Origin of the sequence: Alteromonas sp. KC3 (assembly GCF_016756315.1) — a bacterium.
Taxonomy (GTDB): Bacteria; Pseudomonadota; Gammaproteobacteria; order Enterobacterales; family Alteromonadaceae; genus Alteromonas.
The window spans coordinates 3835095-3855510 of record NZ_AP024235.1; the positions used below are offsets into that span (position 1 = coordinate 3835095).

18 protein-coding genes are annotated in these 20416 nt (G+C 44.2%); 11 read left to right on the forward strand and 7 right to left on the reverse strand.

Features of this window, described 5'->3' with window-relative positions; all coding sequences use genetic code 11:
• Positions 1-338: 338 nt before the first annotated feature.
• The 5 genes from JN178_RS16940 to JN178_RS16960 all read left to right on the forward strand — a co-directional run bounded on the left by JN178_RS16940 (position 339) and on the right by JN178_RS16960 (position 5217).
• On the forward strand, positions 339-1235 hold the full coding sequence (locus JN178_RS16940) for a PhnD/SsuA/transferrin family substrate-binding protein (protein WP_159627733.1): 897 nt from the start codon (positions 339-341) through the stop codon (positions 1233-1235).
• The gene (locus JN178_RS16945) at positions 1232-2182 is read left to right on the forward strand and encodes a hypothetical protein (protein WP_202262544.1); all 951 of its coding nucleotides are present in this window, start codon (positions 1232-1234) and stop codon (positions 2180-2182) included. The genes JN178_RS16940 and JN178_RS16945 overlap by 4 nt, the downstream gene beginning before the upstream one ends.
• A gap of 179 nt (positions 2183-2361) precedes the next feature.
• Positions 2362-2985 carry a uridine kinase gene (gene udk, locus JN178_RS16950; RefSeq protein ID WP_014950808.1) on the forward strand — a complete coding sequence of 208 codons (624 nt, stop codon included), beginning with the start codon at positions 2362-2364 and terminating at the stop codon, positions 2983-2985.
• A gap of 12 nt (positions 2986-2997) precedes the next feature.
• A complete protein-coding gene (locus JN178_RS16955; RefSeq protein WP_159627729.1) occupies positions 2998-4209 on the forward strand; it encodes a NupC/NupG family nucleoside CNT transporter in 1212 nt (403 codons plus the stop codon).
• A 168-nt stretch (positions 4210-4377) separates the two neighbouring features.
• Positions 4378-5217, forward strand: a complete 840-nt coding sequence (locus tag JN178_RS16960; RefSeq protein ID WP_202262545.1) for an isopenicillin N synthase family oxygenase — start codon at positions 4378-4380, stop codon at positions 5215-5217.
• Between the two features lie 61 nt (positions 5218-5278).
• Here the strand turns inward: JN178_RS16960 and JN178_RS16965 are convergent, their stop codons facing one another.
• A complete protein-coding gene (locus JN178_RS16965; RefSeq protein WP_202262546.1) occupies positions 5279-6433 on the reverse strand; it encodes a tetratricopeptide repeat protein in 1155 nt (384 codons plus the stop codon).
• A 217-nt stretch (positions 6434-6650) separates the two neighbouring features.
• On the opposite strand from JN178_RS16965, the gene JN178_RS16970 reads away from it, so the two are divergent.
• The gene (locus JN178_RS16970) at positions 6651-7070 is read left to right on the forward strand and encodes an MAPEG family protein (RefSeq protein ID WP_202262547.1); all 420 of its coding nucleotides are present in this window, start codon (positions 6651-6653) and stop codon (positions 7068-7070) included.
• On the opposite strand, the gene JN178_RS16975 is transcribed toward JN178_RS16970, so the two are convergent.
• The 4 genes from JN178_RS16975 to JN178_RS16990 form a co-directional block, all read right to left on the reverse strand.
• Positions 7059-7739, reverse strand: coding sequence for a 3'-5' exonuclease (locus JN178_RS16975; protein WP_202262548.1), 681 nt, complete (start codon positions 7737-7739; stop codon positions 7059-7061). The two genes, JN178_RS16970 and JN178_RS16975, sit on opposite strands and share 12 nt — an antisense overlap.
• Positions 7740-7770: 31 nt before the next feature.
• Complete coding sequence (locus tag JN178_RS16980) at positions 7771-9600, reverse strand: DUF294 nucleotidyltransferase-like domain-containing protein (RefSeq protein ID WP_202262549.1); 1830 nt, start codon at positions 9598-9600, stop codon at positions 7771-7773.
• Positions 9601-9698: 98 nt separating this feature from the next.
• Positions 9699-11405: a sodium:solute symporter family protein gene (locus JN178_RS16985; protein WP_202262550.1), complete on the reverse strand. Its 1707-nt coding sequence runs from the start codon at positions 11403-11405 to the stop codon at positions 9699-9701.
• A 3-nt stretch (positions 11406-11408) separates the two neighbouring features.
• Complete coding sequence (locus JN178_RS16990; protein WP_159627715.1) at positions 11409-11675, reverse strand: DUF4212 domain-containing protein; 267 nt, start codon at positions 11673-11675, stop codon at positions 11409-11411.
• Positions 11676-11933: 258 nt separating this feature from the next.
• Between JN178_RS16990 and JN178_RS16995 the strand changes: the two genes are divergently transcribed.
• Positions 11934-15380, forward strand: a complete 3447-nt coding sequence (locus JN178_RS16995; RefSeq protein ID WP_202262551.1) for a PAS domain-containing hybrid sensor histidine kinase/response regulator — start codon at positions 11934-11936, stop codon at positions 15378-15380.
• Between the two features lie 35 nt (positions 15381-15415).
• On the opposite strand, the gene JN178_RS17000 is transcribed toward JN178_RS16995, so the two are convergent.
• Entirely contained in the window at positions 15416-16045 is a 630-nt protein-coding gene (locus tag JN178_RS17000; RefSeq protein ID WP_202262552.1) for a mechanosensitive ion channel family protein, read from the reverse strand.
• Between the two features lie 230 nt (positions 16046-16275).
• On the opposite strand from JN178_RS17000, the gene rimK reads away from it, so the two are divergent.
• The 4 genes from rimK (at position 16276) to JN178_RS17020 (ending at position 19734) form a co-directional block, all read left to right on the forward strand.
• Positions 16276-17181 carry a 30S ribosomal protein S6--L-glutamate ligase gene (rimK, locus tag JN178_RS17005; RefSeq protein WP_202262553.1) on the forward strand — a complete coding sequence of 302 codons (906 nt, stop codon included), beginning with the start codon at positions 16276-16278 and terminating at the stop codon, positions 17179-17181.
• 62 nt (positions 17182-17243) lie between these two features.
• Positions 17244-18263 carry a succinylglutamate desuccinylase/aspartoacylase family protein gene (locus JN178_RS17010; RefSeq protein WP_202266110.1) on the forward strand — a complete coding sequence of 340 codons (1020 nt, stop codon included), beginning with the start codon at positions 17244-17246 and terminating at the stop codon, positions 18261-18263.
• A 17-nt stretch (positions 18264-18280) separates the two neighbouring features.
• On the forward strand, positions 18281-18715 hold the full coding sequence (locus JN178_RS17015) for an ATP-dependent zinc protease family protein (RefSeq protein ID WP_159627707.1): 435 nt from the start codon (positions 18281-18283) through the stop codon (positions 18713-18715).
• Between the two features lie 71 nt (positions 18716-18786).
• Complete coding sequence (locus JN178_RS17020) at positions 18787-19734, forward strand: amino acid ABC transporter substrate-binding protein (RefSeq protein ID WP_232369607.1); 948 nt, start codon at positions 18787-18789, stop codon at positions 19732-19734.
• Between the two features lie 35 nt (positions 19735-19769).
• Here JN178_RS17020 and JN178_RS17025 read toward each other — a convergent pair whose 3' ends face one another.
• A complete protein-coding gene (locus JN178_RS17025) occupies positions 19770-20414 on the reverse strand; it encodes a response regulator transcription factor (RefSeq protein WP_202262555.1) in 645 nt (214 codons plus the stop codon).
• Between the last annotated feature and the right edge of the window lie 2 nt (positions 20415-20416).

Here is a 20416-nt window from a genome sequence, read left to right on the forward strand (position 1 = left end):
CGCAGGGCGTTGTCCCTATCAAGACCATTGACTATTTTAGTACCGCGAGAAATTGTTATCGAGGTTCATGTCAAATTTATTACAGTTTTACATTTTTATTTAACACCAATCGCCCGAGGCTAGTGACTTTGCAAAAAAATACTTGACCACATGGTCAAGTTAATTTACTTGTTATAATTGTTGTCTATCTGCAGCGATTGGACGGTTCTATTCTTGGCAGATGTGCGACTAATAAACAGCGTTTAATAAAAATCAGGTTTACCTATAAAAATAAACCTAATTTCAACAACTTAACGCTTTAAAATAAATTTACCTATTGCAATAAATAACCTTAACTGATGAAATCCCTACATAAATCGTTAATTCATTTGGTCGTTTTTTTGGCGAATTTTAGAATTGTTGCCTCCGGAAAGTGGATATTATTTGTCATCGTCGCTATCGCGTGCGGTGCTTTTAGCTATTTACAAAAAAACAATATTTATAATGACATCACCCCACAAACCGGTCAATTTTTATACTGCAAAACTGAATTAAGTGCGAATAGCGACATTTTTTCAGTGTACGTTACCGATGGCCGCATTGCTGAAATGGCAAGAGACAGATTGTGCGCTGACAGCACAATAAAAAGGCAATTCGGCGAAGTGAAAATTATCATCGGCCAAAGCGACTACGACACGTTTCGCTACATCAACCACGGCGTTGTTGACCTAGCATTAGTGAAAAAGAACGTGGTCGACGCATTTGGCGCTGACCAAATATATGGGTTGTCTAGAGTGGCATCGCACCCTAATTACAGTGCCTTTTTCATTGCGTTACGCGAACGCCCGCAGTTAAATAAAGAATACTTGCTTGGTAAAAAGATTGGTCTATTAGATTACCCCAGTAGTCGCTCAGGCCACATTGTGCCCAAAACTGTTCTACAAAATTTAGGGTTAAGCGACACAAACGTATCAATTGTATATTACAGTTCGCACCAAGAGCTTCGAAGAGCACTGTTAGCAGGTGACGTTGATATTATTTCGTCTTATTGGGCTGAAGATGACAGTGACCGCTTTTCAAGAAATTACGCAACACCGTTACAAGAAAGCATAGGTGGAATGCAGTGGTATCTAAAAATGCAGACACAAAACACCGATTTGTTCTGTGCTATGCAGTCTGTTGTACATGAAATAGCTATGGCTCACCCGCGACCATATTACAAAAATATTACACTTGAAGCGGGGTGTAACAAATGATCAAACCTAAGTTCAAATCACCTGCACGCATAGCGTTAAACTGGGCACTGCTATTTCTGTGCTTACAGACTATTGCGCTAATTGGCCAGTACTTTTCATTTAAGGCGGATATCCATGAAGCGCAAGATAAAGTCGAACGCCGTATAAGCCTAGACAGCGCATTTCTAGATGTGGGTAATGAAACGCTTAATACGCCAGTCAATCAATACGCTATCTATCGCTATTTAGATAGATTAAATAGCGAACTCACTAAAGAAGGCTATCCTGTCTTAGTGAGTCATATTCAGGAAATCAGCACTCAATCTCAAGATTTCACACAATACCCTGACGTGACATCTACCTTACTGATGAATGCAGAGCAGCACATTGTACTCGAGATGCGCAGTAAGTCGCCATGGAGTGGGGTGGGATTTAGTTTTATAGCATTGATTTGCTCACTTTTACTGCTTCCAGTATTTGCTATTGCAACGAAAAAGCGTAAAAAAGAGTCTGCTGTTGAAGAAGAATTGCTGCCGCCAACACCTAAGCTCATTATTAACCTCAAAGATAAAACACTTGCCAACGGTGTTGATGACAAGGTGGTTGCACTACAGAATAAGCCATTATGTTTCTATACTGCTTTAGTTAAGTTTTGTATTGAGTACCCCAATCAGCCGCTTCCTCCGCATAAAGATGTGCCGCATGAACTGATGATTCTTGCTAACAAGAGCTTTGGTAGACTGATTGAACTTGGCCATACCAAACGTAAAAGGCCAGACTTTAACGCGAACTTAGACAAAACCTTAAGCGAGATCCGTGCAGCCCTTGATGAAGTGTTTGCCGGGTTCACTGAAGAAAAAGAAATATACTATCCACCTCGGGCTCAGGGCGAGGGCTCTCGCTCTAAGCAACATTCCTATGCCCTGTCGGAAATAAAGTTAGAGGATATTGAAATAATAGGTAATTAGTAGCGAAAACTGACCATTTGGAAAACTTTTTGTGTTTTTTTAAACGCACTGCAATGCCTTGAAAATACAATAAAGTTAAAGCAAAGACCGATCCAAAAACGAAGATCTTGTGAATATAACATTGATTCGCGAGGCCTAAACGCGTATCTTTGCACCAAGAAAACCAGCTTTATAGTACTATGCAATCGCCATTAATTATTGCCATTTCTGGAGCTTCAGGCTCTGGAAAGTCTCTTTTTACAAAAAATTTGTTTAACGGCTTCAGTGCGCAAGGTCGCCCTGTTCAAGTACTGCGTGAAGATCATTACTATCGCGCACAGGATCACTTGCCCATGGAGCAACGTGAGAAGAACAACTACGACCACCCTAATGCATTTGAACATGAGCTATTAAAAGCACATCTTCAAGCATTGCGTGATGGTCAACCCATCGACTATCCACACTATTGCTACAAGACGCACACTCGCCTTCCAGAAACCGAGCGCCTTAATCCTGCGCCTGTAATTATATTGGAAGGTATTATGCTGTTGGCACGTACAGACTTACTTCCTTTGTACGATGTGAAAATCTTTATCGACACCCCGCTTGATATCTGTTTAATGCGTCGAATGATGCGTGACTTAAAAGAGCGTGGTCGTAGCATAGAATCTGTGGCAAAACAGTACGAAGAAACTGTAAAGCCAATGTACCATCAATTTATTGAGCCTAGCCGTTTTACTGCCGATGTTGTGGTAACACAAGGTGGAAAAAATCAAATTGCATTAGATGTGATCAAATCACACATTCAGCAAGCGCTTCTTTAAGGGAATTCACATATGGTTAGTTTATTGGGCATCGCGCTCCTGTTGGCTATTGCCTTCGCATTATCATCGGCGAAGCGCAGTATTAATTGGCGTACGGTGGGTGGCGCATTTGCTATCCAAGCATCCGTTGGTGCTTTCGTCCTTTATTCTGAACCAGGCAAAGAAGTCTTATTGGCGGCGACTCAGTTTGTCGCCAACATCATTGCGTACAGCCAAGAAGGTATTAATTTCTTATTCGGCCCAATAGGCGATAAGTCAATCGCGTTTATTTTCGCGTTCAATGTGTTGCCCGTTATTGTCTTTTTCTCTGCGTTAATTGCCGTGCTGTATCACCTTAAAGTGATGGGCGTTATCATCAAAGTCATCGGTGGCTTTTTGCAAAAAGCACTGGGAACAAGCCGCCCAGAGTCAATGTCTTCGGCTGCCAATATTTTTGTTGGCCAAACAGAAGCACCATTAGTTGTGCGTCCGTTTATACCCCATATGACCAGTTCTGAGTTGTTTGCCATTATGGTGGGTGGCCTCGCCTCTATTGCGGGTTCTGTAATGGCTGGCTATGCAGGTATGGGCGTTGATTTAAAATACCTACTCGCTGCCAGTTTTATGGCTGCGCCGGGTGGTTTATTAATGGCAAAAATCATTTTGCCAGAAACCAGTAAACCCAATGAAAATTTGAATGACGTAGATGCGGAAGATACCGGCTACGCCAATGTATTTGATGCTGCTGCTAGTGGCGCAGCGTCAGGCATGCAACTTGCGTTAAACGTAGGTGCCATGCTACTCGCTTTCATAGCACTTATCGCGATGTTCAACGGCCTTGTTGGCTGGACAGCTGCGCTATTTGGCTATGAAAATGTAACGTTTGAAGGGATCCTGGGCTATGTGCTTCAACCTCTCGCATGGGCAATCGGCGTACCATGGGAGGAAGCACAACTTGCAGGTAGCTTTATTGGTCAGAAAATGGTGGTCAACGAGTTCGTTGCATACCTCAATTTCTTGGAAAACCAATCACAGCTATCTGAAGCGTCTCAGGCCATTATCACCTTTGCACTTTGTGGTTTTGCAAACTTCTCTTCTATCGCTATTTTGATGGGTGGAATTGGTGCTATGGCACCAACACGCAGAAAAGAAATTGCGCGACTGGGATTAAAGGCTGTTATTGCTGCAACGTTATCCAACTTGATGAGTGCCGCACTAGCGGGCTTTTACCTCTCACTCGGTTAAAATTTGTTAAATTAGACTAATTGGTCAAGTTTTTACTAGACTAATTGGTCAGGTTTATGTAAATTACGCGCAAATTCCTCGTGGAGTTGATTTGTATCAATTTCACGACTTTTTTCTGTAGCCCGTCTACCTTTATAATGCCGCAGTCAAAATATACGGGATAAAGTTATGCAATTAGTTGCTGTTGATTACCAAGCGGAAAACGCTCAAGAAGAATTCGTGAAGTCACTTCGCGAGACAGGGTTTGGTGTTTTGAAAAACCACCCTATCCAGCAGTCATTGGTTCAAGGTATTTACGATAACTGGCAGGGCTTCTTCGATAGTGAAGAGAAGAATGACTACCTGTACAACAAAGGTAAACAAGACGGATTTTTCCCTCAGAGTGTTTCTGAGGTAGCCAAAGGCTTTACGAAAAAAGATATTAAAGAATATTACCACTATTACCCTTGGGGCCAGTGCCCTGAGTCATTGCTACCGCAGATTTCTCAGTATTACTCTGAGGCCAACACGCTAGCAAAAGAGCTACTTGGGTGGATAGAAAAGCATTCACCTGCTGAGGTAAGCGCAAAGTACAGTCAGCCACTTGGCGACATGATCAAAGATTCAGATCAAACGTTACTACGTATTTTGCATTACCCACCGCTTAAGGGTGATGAAGAAGTAGATGCAATCCGCGCTGCGGCCCACGAAGATATTAACTTGATTACTATCTTGCCGGCAGCAAATGAGCCTGGTTTGCAAGTTCAAGCTAAAGACGGTAGCTGGTTAGAAGTGCCTTGCGATTTTGGAAACCTAATCGTAAATATTGGTGACATGCTTCAAGAAGCATCGGGCCATTACTTCCCATCAACTACCCATAGGGTTGTTAACCCAGATGGTGCTGATATGACGAAGTCGCGTATCTCGTTGCCACTGTTTTTGCACCCTAGACCAGATGTTGTTCTTTCAGAACGTCATACTGCAGGGTCATACCTGCAAGAGCGCCTTCGTGAGCTGGGCGTTATATAAATTAAGTTCCTTTTGTAGTGTTATTCTTTGCCGCAGCTAGTCTGCGGCTTTTTTTGTTTAGTTATCGGCTTGCAAGCGCAGCTATTTTCGACATATAACGCGATCTATCCTGTTCGTTAGGTGAATGCCTTACCGCTTTCTCCAAATAACGCTGGGCGTTATTAACATCACCAAGCTGGTGATAGGTTCTGGCAAGACTAAACAATATTTCATGACGGCTATCGTCGATGCGCAGTGCTCGTTGGTAATGCTCTATAGCCCTTGCATACTTCCCTTCATCATAATCTTGCTCACCCAATATAAAATGATAGTAAGGGTTACTGCGTCGTCTTGCTTCTACCATTTCAGTTATTGCTTTAGCTTCCTCATCTCGCTCTTGGTGAATGTACAAGATAGCCAAGTTTTCCCATGCAGTTAGGTGGCTATCATTGATAGTAAGCGCATGCTTATAAGCAAGTTCCGCTTGTTCATACGCTCCCACCATTCTGTACAGTACACCTAAATTAACCCAACTTTGTTGGAGTGATGGCGATAGAGTAGCCGCTGCACGAAAGTAGCTGTAAGCTCGACTGTAGCTGTTCGCTACAAGCGCATCAGCGCCTTTATTATTGTAGAACATGGATAACACCCGCTCCTTTGGCACAGCATTGCGCGGAAAGTCACTTTGAATCATTTGTGGGTCGAAATCTATATCTGCATAAGATGAACCAATCGACACCAGTAATGGCTCGTTGGGAACGGAGACGCGTAAGTTAATATGACCATTTAATAAGCTAAAGCCGTCTCTTCTTGTCCAATACTCAGGAATATCAACTTCGTAAAATGTTGCTTTTAATCCTGCATGCTCAGCCAATGCATAGGCCATAATTGACAGTGAGAGGCAATTGGCAGCCCGATTACTAAAAGTTGTATTGGCCGTAGTGTTGGCGCTATTTCGGTAAAGTACGCCGTGTTCTGAACGCCCAAAAATAGATTTTACCAAGCGTTTCACATTTTTTTCCGACGCACTGCTTTCGTATACAGCACGCTCGGCAAACTGCCGCGCCTCTTCATCGAGGTAAAAAATTTCTTCAGGGGTTTCAACGGGAAATAGTCCGTACGACGGAAATAAACTGTCATCAAGTAATGTTGGCGACGCACTTGTCACTTTTCGCTCTGTCGACTGACAGGCTACAAGAAGGGTACACAAGACCACTATAAGTATTCGAGTATTCATCACAGGCACCTCTTGTTACTCGATACATTAAGTATAGTCCCAGCCCTCACATTTACATTTTTTTTACATCCCGTTTTTAGCTCACTTTGTCGCTTAAGCGCAATAACTTGTGAACTGGTCGTCAAATGCGGCCTTGTGGCGAAAAGCTACTCGTCGACTAGCTTTAGATCCATCTCTCCACCTGCCGCGTAACGATTTTAAAGAAATGGAGATTCATATGTTTATTGTTTACTCATATAGTATTGCCGGTCTGCTGGTGATACTAGCCACCGTATTTTTGCAAAATATCGTTGCCGCAGTAGCGCACCGCAAGCAGTCACATTATGTTCCGGGTAAAGTGAGCGAGTCGCTCTCTCATGACAGCTTTGTGTTTAGAAGTCACCGAACATTTCATAACTCGCTAGAGAATATTCATCAGTTTGTGATACCCGCTTTACTGTGTATTCTACTTGGCGCTCCCACCAACGTTTTGGCTTGGTTGGTATGGATCTATGCCGCTGCTCGCATCATTCATATGACCCTTTATTACGCCATTGCCACCGAAAAGAATCCCAGCCCGAGAAGCTATTTCTATATGCTTGGAGTGCTATGTACCGCAGGCGTTTTTGCGCTGGCCTTCTACGCGTTATTTACCTAGCTTATACCGCCCTAGAGCCTGAGTATGCGATAGTGCATTAAGCGTGTCGCCTGATGTCACCCCAAGCTGGTCTAGCTGTGCAAATAAAAGCGTTAGTGTAGCCAGTGCGTCGTCAAGGGCATTATGCTCGGGGAACGCAGGAAGGTTTAAACGTTGTCGACACACACCGAGTGTTGCACTGTTGTTCGGCAGTACTTGATGTTGTTTATTAAGCTGATACATAGCGAGTTTTAGCGTATCGACATAAACAACTTCAATATCGGGCAGGTTTAGTGCTGTAAATGCCCTATCCAACGCACTTAAATCTAGGGCTGCGTTGTGGAAAACAAGAATACTGCCCTCTAACAAAGGCAATAATGCGTTCATCGCGTGTTTAAGGGTTACGCCTTGTGATACTAGGTCATGGGTAAGGCCGTGAATAACTGGGCTTTGCCCTAAGTCCTCTGGTGTATTCACCACGCAATAGCCACAGCTTGATAGATTGAGTCTGGCGTTTTGCCCTGCTACGTACCCTACAGAAGTAATCGCTGTGGTTGTCGGGTTTAAGCTCGTCAATTCTAGATCAATGGCGACGAACCGACATTCACTTAACGTTGTATTAGTTTGCGTAGCAATGGCATTGCTTGGACTCAATTTAGAGAACCAAGACGAAATTAGTTGTGAAATCACATTTTGACCTTCATTACGAACTCACACATTTTTACCCCATACCACCAGAAAATTTCATTACCATAGCTTGGTTAGTGCGTTCAATGGCTTTAAATGCTGCTTTTAGTTGATGCTTTTCTATAGATGATAATGTGCTTACTGAGACGCAGTTATCAGTAACTTTATTTTCTAGCTGATGTCGCCACCTAAGCCTATTTAAGAATAACCATATATCTTTGAGGTTTGCTGCATCTCTTTTAGATAATTGCGATGACTCAGATAGCGCTTCTAATCGAGCAAGGGTATTTGGCATCAATTGCCCGTCAGCTAGGGCATAAATGCGCGCAATATTATTGATGAGCGCAACGGCCCGAGTTTTAAGGTCAATACTGTCTTTGTGTTTACGTCCTTTTTCGTAAGTGAAGCGTTGAAATGTAGATAGGGGTACTGCTACATCATTGCTGTGGCGCACCAAGGCCGCCAAAAACATATTTTGTTTAAGTAAGGGGGCTCGCTGTTTTTGCATTGCTTTGAACAAGCTACTATCTCCTGCTGCACAGCGTACATCCAAATAGATATTGAAATGCATGATGGCATCTTTCGTAGGCGCAGCAACCCACTGCTTTGCTTCGTCTATGGCATGTGACAGTGAAAGCCTAAGCGCAGGATTGCTCGCCATAATATTACCGTCACACAGTTTGATCCCGCATTTCGCTAAACCGTTACATACATAATCTGCCATATCAGCAAAGTACTTCGCTTGCTGTTGGTTAGGCTCACTCGCCAGTAGCAGACCATTATCTTGGTCTGATCCCATAGTTTGATCTTCACGAGCCTGCGAGCCATACACCAACCACGCAAACATCATTGGCGCTTTGCCATGCTCTTGCTGGAAAAAACCAATGAGCTTGCGCGTCATAATATCCGTTGCTTGAGATAGGATTTTTCCTGCGATATCAAAATCACCCGCTCGCTTTGCATGAGCAGAAAAATAATGAGGTAGCTGCCAAGAAAGACGCGTTAACTCATATAAGTTTTCCGCTTTTGAGAGCTCACCAATAATAAATAAAACGTTACCCCGTTGATGCCGAATAATATCGCTCGCCGTTATCATACCTAACGGTTGAGATGACAAATGGTCAATAACGGGAAGATGATGGATGTTTTTTTCAGTCATTAACGCCATGGCGTCAAATAAGGTTCTATTGCCGTTAATTTGCGTTGGGTTAACCGTCATAATCTCACTGACGGGCAAATGGGTGTCTAATGATGTCGCCACAACCCTTGAGCGCAAATCTCTATCAGTCACAATACCGACAAGCTTGGTGCCATCGGTTACCAAAAGCGACGATACTTTTTGCTCGGTCATCAATTGCGCTGCATGGCAGATAGGTGTGCTTGCGTTGACCGAGACGGGTGCCTTACTAATTACATCGGTCAACCCTTTGTAAAGCCACATCGAATTGCTATCGGCAATAGCATTATTTTGCAGTGCATTATTGCGAAGCCCAACAAAGAAGTTCCCTATTGCCGAAATTTTTAATAATGACGTAACCTGTTCGGCCTTAAAACAAAACACTAAGCCAGGACTATCTACCGTTACCGATAATGCCGTTTTACGATTGTCCATAATGGCCGGATAACCAAAATAATCGCCTTCACTTAAATGGCGTATTGCACCTTGACCATCCTCTACAGAGAATTGTCCACTTTGTATTAAATAAAGCTTTGCTGCATCTTGGCTAAGATCAGTTGCATTATCAGCAGTAAGGTAAATTATCTCAGCACCTTTGATCAAATGCGCTCTTTGCTCATCCTCCAGCACATCAAATGGCGCTGAAGTAGAAAGGAAGTCTTCAACCTGCTTTGCAATTGCTGCCATATGTTGTCCTCAACATGTCCCCCCTGTGTGAAACAAAAAACCAACCCACTCACACGCGTCAGTAGGTTGGCAATATTGTTTTTTCAGAGATTTATTACCTAGTGAACTGACGCTTCGCCTGCTCCTTTCGGATAACGAATGCTCTCTACGAGTTCTTGAATCTCTTCAGGCGCTTCGTCAGTTACCTTGAACACAAGGAATGCCACAACAAAGTTCACCATCATACCAAGTGTTCCGATACCTTCTGGCGACACACCGAACCACCAGTTTTCAGGTGTATTGGCCGCTGGGTTAACAAACTTGAAGTAAATGATGTAGGTTGCTGTGAAAGCAAGACCAGAAATCATGCCCGAAATAGCGCCCTTGTCATTCATACGTTTGCTAAAGATACCCATGATAATAGCTGGGAAGAAACTTGATGCCGCTAAGCCGAAGGCGAAAGCGACCACCTGCGCCACAAAGCCCGGGGGATTAATGCCGAAGTAACCTGCAATTACAATGGCCACACCCGCTGCCAATCGCGCATACATAAGCTCCGCTTTGTCGGTGATATTCGGCATAAAGTTTCGTTTCAATAGGTCATGCGACACTGACGTGGAGATAACCAATAATAAGCCTGCAGATGTTGACAGCGCTGCTGCTACACCACCAGCCGCGACGAGTGCTATAACCCATGCTGGCAGATTCGCAATTTCAGGGTTGGCTAATACCATGATATCGCGGTCAACTTTCATCTCGTTGCGCTCATCGCCTGAGTAGAACATCTTGCCATCGCCGTTTTTATCTTCAAAACCGATTAGGCCAGTTTGCTCCCAGTTCTTGATCCACGATGGTGCCTCAGCATAGCTCGTACCCGTCATTTCAGAACCATTGATTGTCTCAATCATGTTCACGCGAGCAAATGCAGCAAGAGATGGCGCTGTTGTATAAAGTAGTGCGATAAACGCCAACGCATAACCTGCTGACTTACGTGCGTCGTGAACCTTTGGAACAGTGAAGAAACGAACGATTACGTGAGGAAGACCGGCTGTACCCACCATTAGCGCGAAAGTAATAAAGAATACGTCGATAGTGGATTTTGTGCCCGAGGTGTATTCGTTAAAGCCCAATTCTACGGACAGCATATCGAGTTTCTGCAGCATGTACATTCCGGAACCATCAGCAAGTGTGGCACCAAAACCTGTTTGCGGAAGAATGTGACCTGTTACCATAATTGAAATAAATACGGCTGGAACGATATAAGCAAAAATCAGTACGCAGTATTGCGCTACCTGTGTATAGGTAATGCCTTTCATACCGCCTAGTACGGTGTAGAAGAACACGATAACCATACCGATTACCACACCTGCCACAATGTCTACTTCTAAGAAGCGACTGAATACTACACCTACGCCACGCATTTGACCTGCAACATAGGTAAAGCAAACAAAGATGGCGCAGAATACGGCAACGGTTCGCGCGGTTTGTGAATAGTAACGATCGCCAATAAAGTCTGGTACCGTGAATTTACCGAACTTACGTAGATAAGGTGCAAGGCATAGCGCAAGCAATACATAACCACCTGTCCAGCCCATAAGGTAAACCGCACCGTCATACCCCATAAACGAGATAAGACCTGCCATAGAGATAAACGACGCTGCTGACATCCAGTCGGCTGCGGTAGCCATACCGTTCATCACAGGAGGCACGCCACCACCCGCTACGTAGAAGTCGTTTGTTGAGCCAGCACGTGCCCAAATTGCAATTGCAATGTATAGTGCGAATGATGCACCAACAATGATAAATGTGAGTGTTTGAACGTCCATGGCTTACTCCTCGTCTACACCGTAGCGTTTATCCATCGCGTTCATTTTTGCCATATAGACAAAAATCAAAGCAACGAACACATAAATAGAGCCTTGCTGAGCAAACCAGAAGCCCAGTTTAAAGCCAAAGAATTGAATTTCGTTTAATGCATCGACAAACAGTATGCCGGCGCCAAATGATACGATGAACCATACGACCAAAAGCTTGGCAAGGAGTGATAGATTCTCCCTCCAGTAAGCTTTTTTGTCTTCTTCGTTTCTAAATGCCATTGTTTCACCCTCATGTCAGGTTAACTAGTTGTTATGTTTTTACATTTTCCTAACGCCCGGCTTTGTTAACGTTATTGCCGCATAACATGGTGGGTTGTAAAAACCACCCAATGCAGCAAAGTCAAGCATTTAGGAGCTCGCGTATTACTCTAGACCTGGCTATGAGAATTCAAAATGAGACCATGGTCGTAGGTAAGACTATGGTCGAAACGTTTATAATGTCGATTAGATTGTTAACACAAGGTTAAAAGGAAAGTTATGGTTTTTGGTTGGGTTACACTGGCAGTGCTTTACCTATTTTTGCTGTTTTCATTAGCAAGTTGGGGAGAGAAAAACTCTACTAAAGCGCGCGCTATAACTTCACACCCAGCCATTTACTCACTCGCGTTAGCCATTTATTGCACCGCTTGGACTTTTTTCGGCATGGTAGGCCAAGCCAGTCGCGATACATGGATTTACCTGCCCATAATGCTAGGTCCAATTTTGGTTTACGCATTGGGCTATAAGTTCATTTACAAGATGACTTTGGTAAGTAAGAAGCAGCACATTACCACTATTTCCGACTTTATTGCGTCTCGATACGGAAAACGCCAAACGGTGGCATTGGTAGTAACGCTTATCGCCCTACTTGCTACCATCCCTTATATTGCACTGCAGCTGAAAGCGGTAGGTGCTACGTTTCAGTTACTGACGCAGCAATCTAATAGCGATGTCATTGTTCTGGCTGCCACTATATTTATTGCGGTATTCGCTATTTATTTTGGAACCCGACAAGCCGATGTAACTGAGTACCGCCGAGGCTTAATGCTTGCTATAGCATTTGAATCAACCATCAAATTATTGGCATTAGTGCTCGTTGCCTTTGTGGGTTACAGTGCGTGGAAACGCACAGAAACTGGGCCTTTCTTTGAGAGCTTCGTCAACGAAGCAGCCCTTTCTCAGTTCGGCTCTTTTTCATTTATAGCGCAAACTGTGATGGCTGCTGCGGCCATTATTTGTCTTCCCAGACAATTCCATGTAGCCATTATCGATAACCTAAGCTTAGGTCATATACGCACTGCACGTTGGTTGTTCCCTTTATATCTTGCCGTTATATCAGCCGTTATTCCTGTTATTGCCATTGCCGGTAAGGCCATTTTCGTAGATACCGTTATCGAGCCTGACTCGTATGTATTATCCCTTGCGGTCTTTTCAGAGTCGGCACTTTTGCAAGTTATTGTTTTCGTGGGCGGTTTATCAGCGGCAACGGCAATGATTATCGTTGCCACGTTGACGTTGAGTACAATGCTAACCAATGATGTTATTTTGCCGCGCATTCTTGCCTTTAGTGGACAAGCAGATAACAAGCAGGATCTATCTAGCCGTATACGACTTATTCGCCGAATTGTTATTGCCTTTATTCTATTGATGGCATTTTTCTACCACCAGCAAATGACTGGCAGCCGTTCGTTACACTCAATTGGCCTTATCGCATTCTCTTTAGTTATTCAATTACTCCCTGCCATTGTTGGTGGTCTATACTGGAAACGAGCACATGCGCACGGTGTCTATGCAGGTCTAATGATAGGCCTTGTTATATGGGTGCTATGGCTAGTCCTTCCCATTGTGAGTGAGCAAGTATCACAATTGGAACAAAATGAGCTTATTAGCCAAGGAGCGATGATAAGTTTGGCGGCAAATACACTGGTATACACCATTTTTTCTTGGTTCGCCCCTCAACGCCTTATCGACCGAATACAGGCCGAGGCCTTCGTTTCCCCTGCAATATCTGCAAACAATACCGTTAAAACCCAAGCGACTAATGTCACGGTTTCAGACCTTATCACCTTACTATCAACATTTATGGGAACGGGTCGCTGTGAACAATTGCTTGAGCAATATCAGCAGCTAAATCATTGCGAGCTTAAGCATGAAGCTACGCCCGACGAGTCTTTTCTTTCATTTTGTGAGCGTGCCCTAGGTGGCGTGATTGGTGCGTCGAGTGCAAAAGTATTACTCGACAGTGCACTTCGTGGAAAGAAGATGGACTTCACTGAAATCATTAACTTTTTCGACGATACCACCCAAGCAATGCAGTTCAATATGACCGCGCTATTAACATCGCTCGAAAATATGGACCAAGGCATCAGTGTTGTCGATAAACACTTGAATCTCGTGGCGTGGAACAAACGCTATGCAGACTTATATCCATACCCAGATAACTTACTTGCAGTTGGTACCCCCATTGAGCGGTTAATTCGATACAACGCCTCTCAGGGCGAATTTGGCACCGACAATGTGGAAGCTGAGGTCGAAAAACGATTAGGGCATTTGCGCTCAGGCATGCCCCACCGCTTTACGCGACAGCGCAAAGACGGACGCGTAATCGAGATGGTTGGCAACCCACTGCCTGGCGGTGGCTTTGTAACGAGTTTTAACGACATTACCGGTCACGTCGAGATTCAGCAGGCACTTGAAGAGTCCAACATTGATCTAGAAGCGCGAATTAAAAAGCGTACCGAAGAAGTGCATTCTATTAATGCCGAATTACGCCTTGAAATAGAGCGCCGTTCAGAAGCGGAAAAAGAACTTATTCGTGCAAGAAAGGCGGCTGAAGATGCCAACGCTAGCAAAACGCGCTTTTTAGCACTGGCAAGCCACGACGTGTTGCAACCCCTTAATGCAGCAAAACTGTACGCCAGTGCTCTTGAAGAACAAGACTTATCAGACTCAGCTCACGAGATTATTCAAAAGCTCAATCACAGTGTCACCTCAAGTGAAAACCTAATAGGCACCTTGCTTGATATTGCGCGCTTAGATCAAGGGGAGATGAAACCGGAGCTTGAAGCAATTGATGTATGTGCATTGTTATCACCTCTTGTGGATGAGATGGCCATGCGTGCCAAAGAAAAAGGTTTGCGCTTCACCGCCAAAATCAGACCTTGCTGGGTTACCGCAGACAAAACCTATCTATATCGCATTGTACAAAACTTACTTTCAAATGCCGTAAAGTATACCGACACAGGCAAAGTACTCTTCACCGTGAAGCCTTTAGGGAATAGGGTTCACTTTAAAGTAATGGACACCGGCATCGGTATATCAAGCGAGAAAAAAAGCAGTATTTTTGGCGACTTCTTTCGCGTTAACGACAGTAAAGAGCACGGCCTTGGACTTGGACTAGGTGTTGTTAGACGACTAAGCCTGCAGCTAAAGAGTGATATTCAAGTTAATTCCAAAGTTGGTAAGGGCAGCTGTTTTGCCTTTTCTCTTGAAAAAGCGATGCCAAAGGTATCTACGGGCGAGTCGACAAAAGCACGGCACACTACGTTCAGTGGTATGGATGTCTTATGTGTAGACGACCAAAGAGAGAATCTCGACGCCATGCAAACCCTACTCACCAAATGGGGAATAAATGTGGCGCTTGCCAATAACTGGGAAGATGCATTAACCCTGTGCGAGACCATTCAGCCACAGATATTGCTTATGGATTATCAGCTGAGTCACGATGATAAAAAGAATGGGCTAGCACTGATTGACGAAATTAGAACGCGACTGAATGTTGTGGTACCTGCTGCGCTTATTACAGCAACACCAGATGAAAGCTTAGTCACACAATGCAAAGCGCAAGGCGTAAACTTTTTGTCTAAACCTCTAAAACCAGCAAAGCTTAGAGCCTTATTGCAAAGTATGACGCGTTATATTCGAGAAGCGAAAAATGTGAGTTAAGGGCGATATTCATCGCCCATAGCAGCATGAATATATTATTTACCTAGGAATTCTTCAGGTACTCTATTTTCTTCAACCTTTTGGACTTGTGGTTCAATTGCAGATTTAGCCACTACCTTGCCCATTGTTCCCCACTTCGCTTTAGGGTTAAGTAAAACAGGTCTAGTTAGAATAAGGTTGTTGGGATACATCAAAGTTTCTCGGTCTGCGGTTACAAGACGAGTACTAAATGGCCCTAAATCGGCGATAACACCTTCAATATAATTGTCACCATCCAAAATACGCACATAGGTACCTCTTCGATATGCGACATTGGTCAATAGAATAAAGTAAGCGGTAATGTTGCTGATAAGAGACCAACTAGCAAATAAGGCTACACCCGTTACGGTCAGGATTGATGTCGACAACACCAGTAGACCGGAAAAATCGATACCCCACGCCAGTAGTAGCAATGCTAGAGACAGCGTAGCGACCAACACCCTTGCAGCAAATAGCCCTTTAATCGCGCTGCTCGACTTTAACTTAGATTTTTCGATATTGGTTTCAAGTTTTGGCAAAAGCTTTCGCGACATTGCCAAATAAACTAGTAAAACCACACCGCTCCACACTACGTTTGACTGGTATTCAATTAACCACGTCATAAACGCGTGCCACCACTCATTCATTAAACAAAACCCTAAAAGTAGAAACATTTTCTTTTATGCTAGCGCGAATATGGCATAACTTCATGCATTAAAAGCAATCGACACAACAAGAATTATTCGTAAGACACACTTTGCACCTTGCATTAGTATGCGCGCAAAAATACTTGTCTAAATTATATTCACGTTCTAACGTGGTATGGGTAAGTAAGAAAAGATTCTAGTTATCAAACACAAATTACAGGCTTTTTATAATGCGTATCGCAATACTTTCAAGAAATCCACGTCTTTACTCCACTTCACGCTTAGTAGAGGCGGGACAAGCGCGCGGACATCAGGTGGACGTTATCGACACAATGCACTGCTACATGGATATAACGAGTGCGCGGCCGTCTGTGCGCTACCATGGTAAAAAGCTTCCATATTATGATGCCGTTATTCCACGTATAGGCGCATCAGTAAGCTTTTATGGTACATCGGTAGTACGTCAATTCGAAATGATGGGGACGTATAGCCTTAACGAGTCGGTTGCTATAAGCCGTTCGCGCGATAAATTACGCTCTTTACAGCTTTTATCGCGAAAAGGTATTGGCATGCCTCGTACTGGCTTTGCACACCACCCTGATAAAATTGACGATGTAATTAAAACCGTTGGCGGTGCTCCGGTCGTCATTAAGTTACTCGAGGGCACTCAGGGTATCGGCGTTGTACTTGCTGATACACAAAAAGCAGCTGAGTCGATTATTGAAGCCTTTATGGGTTTAAATGCCAGTATCTTGGTACAAGAATTCATTAAAGAAGCTGGCGGCGCTGATATTCGTTGTTTCGTTGTGGGCGGAAAAGTGGTCGCAGCCATGAAGCGACAAGCAGCTCCCGGCGAGTTTCGCTCTAATTTACACCGCGGCGGCCAAGCAAGCTTGGTACGTTTAAGCCCAGCGGAACGCAAAACAGCCGTAGATGCGGCGAAAACAATGGGGTTAAATTGTTGTGGTGTCGATATTCTTCGCTCTAATAACGGCCCGGTAGTTATGGAAGTTAACTCATCACCTGGCTTAGAAGGTATTGAAAAAGCAACCAATAAAGATGTGGCCGCCATGATCATCGAATTTATTGAGAAAAGTGCTGAGCCCCATAAAACGAAAACGCGTGGTAAAGGCTAACATCGCAGTAGCGCAACGTTAGAAATAGGAAAACGTTAGTGGCAAGAAATGCAGTAAAAGACATGATCACAATTGGTGATGTAGACGTAGCACCAGGTGAAACTAAAAAAATTGAACTGGAAATGCCGCCCTTGTATACGGCTACCAGTATGAGTATCCCCGTTTATGTAAAACGAGGAAAGCGCCCAGGTCCAACCATGTTTGTCAGTGCCGCTATTCACGGTGATGAACTCAATGGTATTGAAATTGTAGGTAGGCTAATTCGCTCCAAGGCGATTTCACGCATTCGTGGTACGTTAATAGCCGTTCCAATGGTAAATGTTTACGGCGTATTGAATCAATCTCGCTATCTGCCTGACAGGCGCGATCTTAATCGCAGCTTTCCAGGTAGTAAAAAAGGGTCGCTAGCGGGTCGATTAGCTAACCTGTTTTTTAAAGAAATTGTGAGCAAGTGTGATGTCGGCATAGATTTACACACAGGTGCAATTCATAGAAGTAACCTTCCCCAGATACGAGCAGATCTTGATGACGAAGATGTACTCGAAATGGCCAAGGCTTTTGGCGTACCCGTGCTATTGAATGCCGAATTACGAGACGGTTCTTTGCGTGAAGCCGCCAGCGAGAGCGGTGTAAAAATGCTGTTGTATGAAGCAGGTCAGGCGTTGCGCTATGACGAGTTTTCTATTCGCGCAGGCGTAAAGGGAATTATTAACACCATGCGCCACTTAGGCATGTTGAACAAGAGTCGTAGTAAAGGGCATAGCATTGAACGCTTTATTGCGCGACAAAGTGGCTGGGTGCGAGCGCCTGAAAGTGGCTTCGTAACCCACTTAGCGCAGCTTGGTGACCACGTTGCAAAAGGCGATAAGCTAGCCATTATCGCAGACCCGTTCGGTAACTATTTAGGTACGTTGGAAAGTCCGGCTGAAGGTGTGGTTATTGGTAAACAAAACATTCCGCTTACTCAAGAAGGTGAAGCGGTTTATCACATTGCCTACTTCTCAGAGCCTGATACAGTGGCTGAGCACGTAGAATTATTACAAGACAATTTATTGCCGCCCCAACAAGGCACTATTGAATAGCATTGGTAGAAAAAACCATGAAAGACAAAAAAATTGTAGGCGCAGTTGAGCTTTGTGATTTACCAAAGCTTGCAATAACAGACCTAAACGTGCGTGTTGATACAGGTGCAGCCACTTCATCGCTGCACGTGGACAATATTGAAGAGTTTGAAAAAGATGATGAACTCTGGATCAAGTTCGATATTCATCCGGATATCCACAATGTAGATCGTGTGGTGCGTCGCGAAGCGCGTGTTGAAGGGCAAAAACGCGTAAAAAGCTCAACGGCAACGCTAGAAAAGCGTTATGTCATAATTACGCCTATAATTATGGACGGAAACCAGTGGGATATTCAGTTAACACTGACCGATCGCTCTGAAATGACTTACTTAATGCTGCTAGGTCGTGAAGCGATGAGCGGTCAATTTATAGTCGACCCTGAATTTGATTTCTTACTGACCGGTAAAGATTAACTACTCAGCTTAAGTACCCCAAGGAGTTGTAGGGGTACTTAAGAGTCAGAAAATGAAATATGGACATTGAGATGACTCTCAAACTCACCCCGGTGCTGCTTCTAGGAGCAGTACTTTTGCCACTGACCAGTGCAGTTGCACAGAATCAACCGAGTGTGGTTAACAATGAGCTGCCACACAGCGTATTAAGGTTGCCAAATGTTCATCCCGGTCGCGACGCAGTATATGCGTATGCAAAGCAACTACTCACCGAAGCGCTAGAAGTCACCGAAGACAGTTACGGTACGTTTGAATTGGTTGTCAGCACTCAGGAAACGGCACAAGAAAGACAGCTACGAAGTTTAGAACACAGCATGCTCGACGTAACATGGAGCGTCACCTCTATTGAACGTGAGCAACATTTTCTTCCAGTTCGCATTCCGATTATGGCTGGGCTATTTGGTAAACGCATATTGCTTGTGCGCGAAGGCGATGCCCGCTTCAGCCAAGTGAAAAGCCTTGAAGCACTTCAATCATACCGCGCTGTGTTAGGGTACGACTGGCCTGATACAAAAATATTTAAGGCCAACAATATACCGGTCTTAGAGACAACTTATCGCGCGTCATTCAAAATTGTTTCTGAGGGGTTCGCGGATATGTTTCCGCGCAGTGCAATGGAGATTCAAGAAGAGCTCAGTGATGAGAGTTTGAGTCGCGAACTGGCAATAGAAGATAGCCTTGTTGTGTCCTACCCCAGCCCTATCTTTTTCTTTGTGGGCAGCGATAACCACCAGCTAGCGGGACGAATTGCACAAGGCTTACTCATTTTATTTGAAACCGGCCGATTTCAAACAATGTTGACACAACAGCCAGGTTACCAACAAAGCATGTCGCTACTTGAAGGACGAACAGTTATCGAAATAGAAAACCCATTATTAAGCGAGCAGAGCCGACTAGCACTTGAACGCTTCTTACCCGAATTTTCACAATCATTGGAAACCGCTCACCAAAGCCTGCCTCCGCAAAACCAAATAGAGTGAGTACTCACACTCTTTTTAATGCAAGCTTTACATAGCTATTGCGAGGGTGGCTCTAGCTCTAATTGCGATGCGATAAGCACAGCTTGAGTTCGGTTGTTGATACCAAGCTTTTTAAATATTGCCGTTACGTGTGCCTTAACTGTAGCCTCTGCAATATCCAAGTTGTACCCAATTTGCTTGTTTAATAGGCCATCTCGCATGTAACAAAGTACCTTGTACTGAGAAGGAGTAAGCGAAGCAACTTTGTCTGCTAATTCAGAGAATGCCTCGTCAACTTCATCAACATTTTCACTTATGTTGTCAGGTAACCAAACGTCACCATCGAGGATTGCCTCTACCGCATTCGCAATGTCGTGGGCGCTGGCAGTTTTAGGAATAAACCCCAGTGCACCTACACTGATTATCTTTGAAATAAGCGCGGTGTCCTCTGTGCCAGAAACCACTGCTACGGGTAGATCGGGGAAAAGCTTACGAATGTGGAGTAAGCCGAACAGATCATTACTGCCCGGCATATGTAAGTCGAGAAGTAACAGGTCGATATCGTCATTATTGAGAATATCGACCGTAGTATTCAAGTCGCCAGCCTCTTTCAATGTTAAGGCGGGCAATGACAATGACAATGCCCCTCTCAGTGCATCGCGATACAGCGGGTGATCATCTGCGATCAAAAGCGTTATCATCG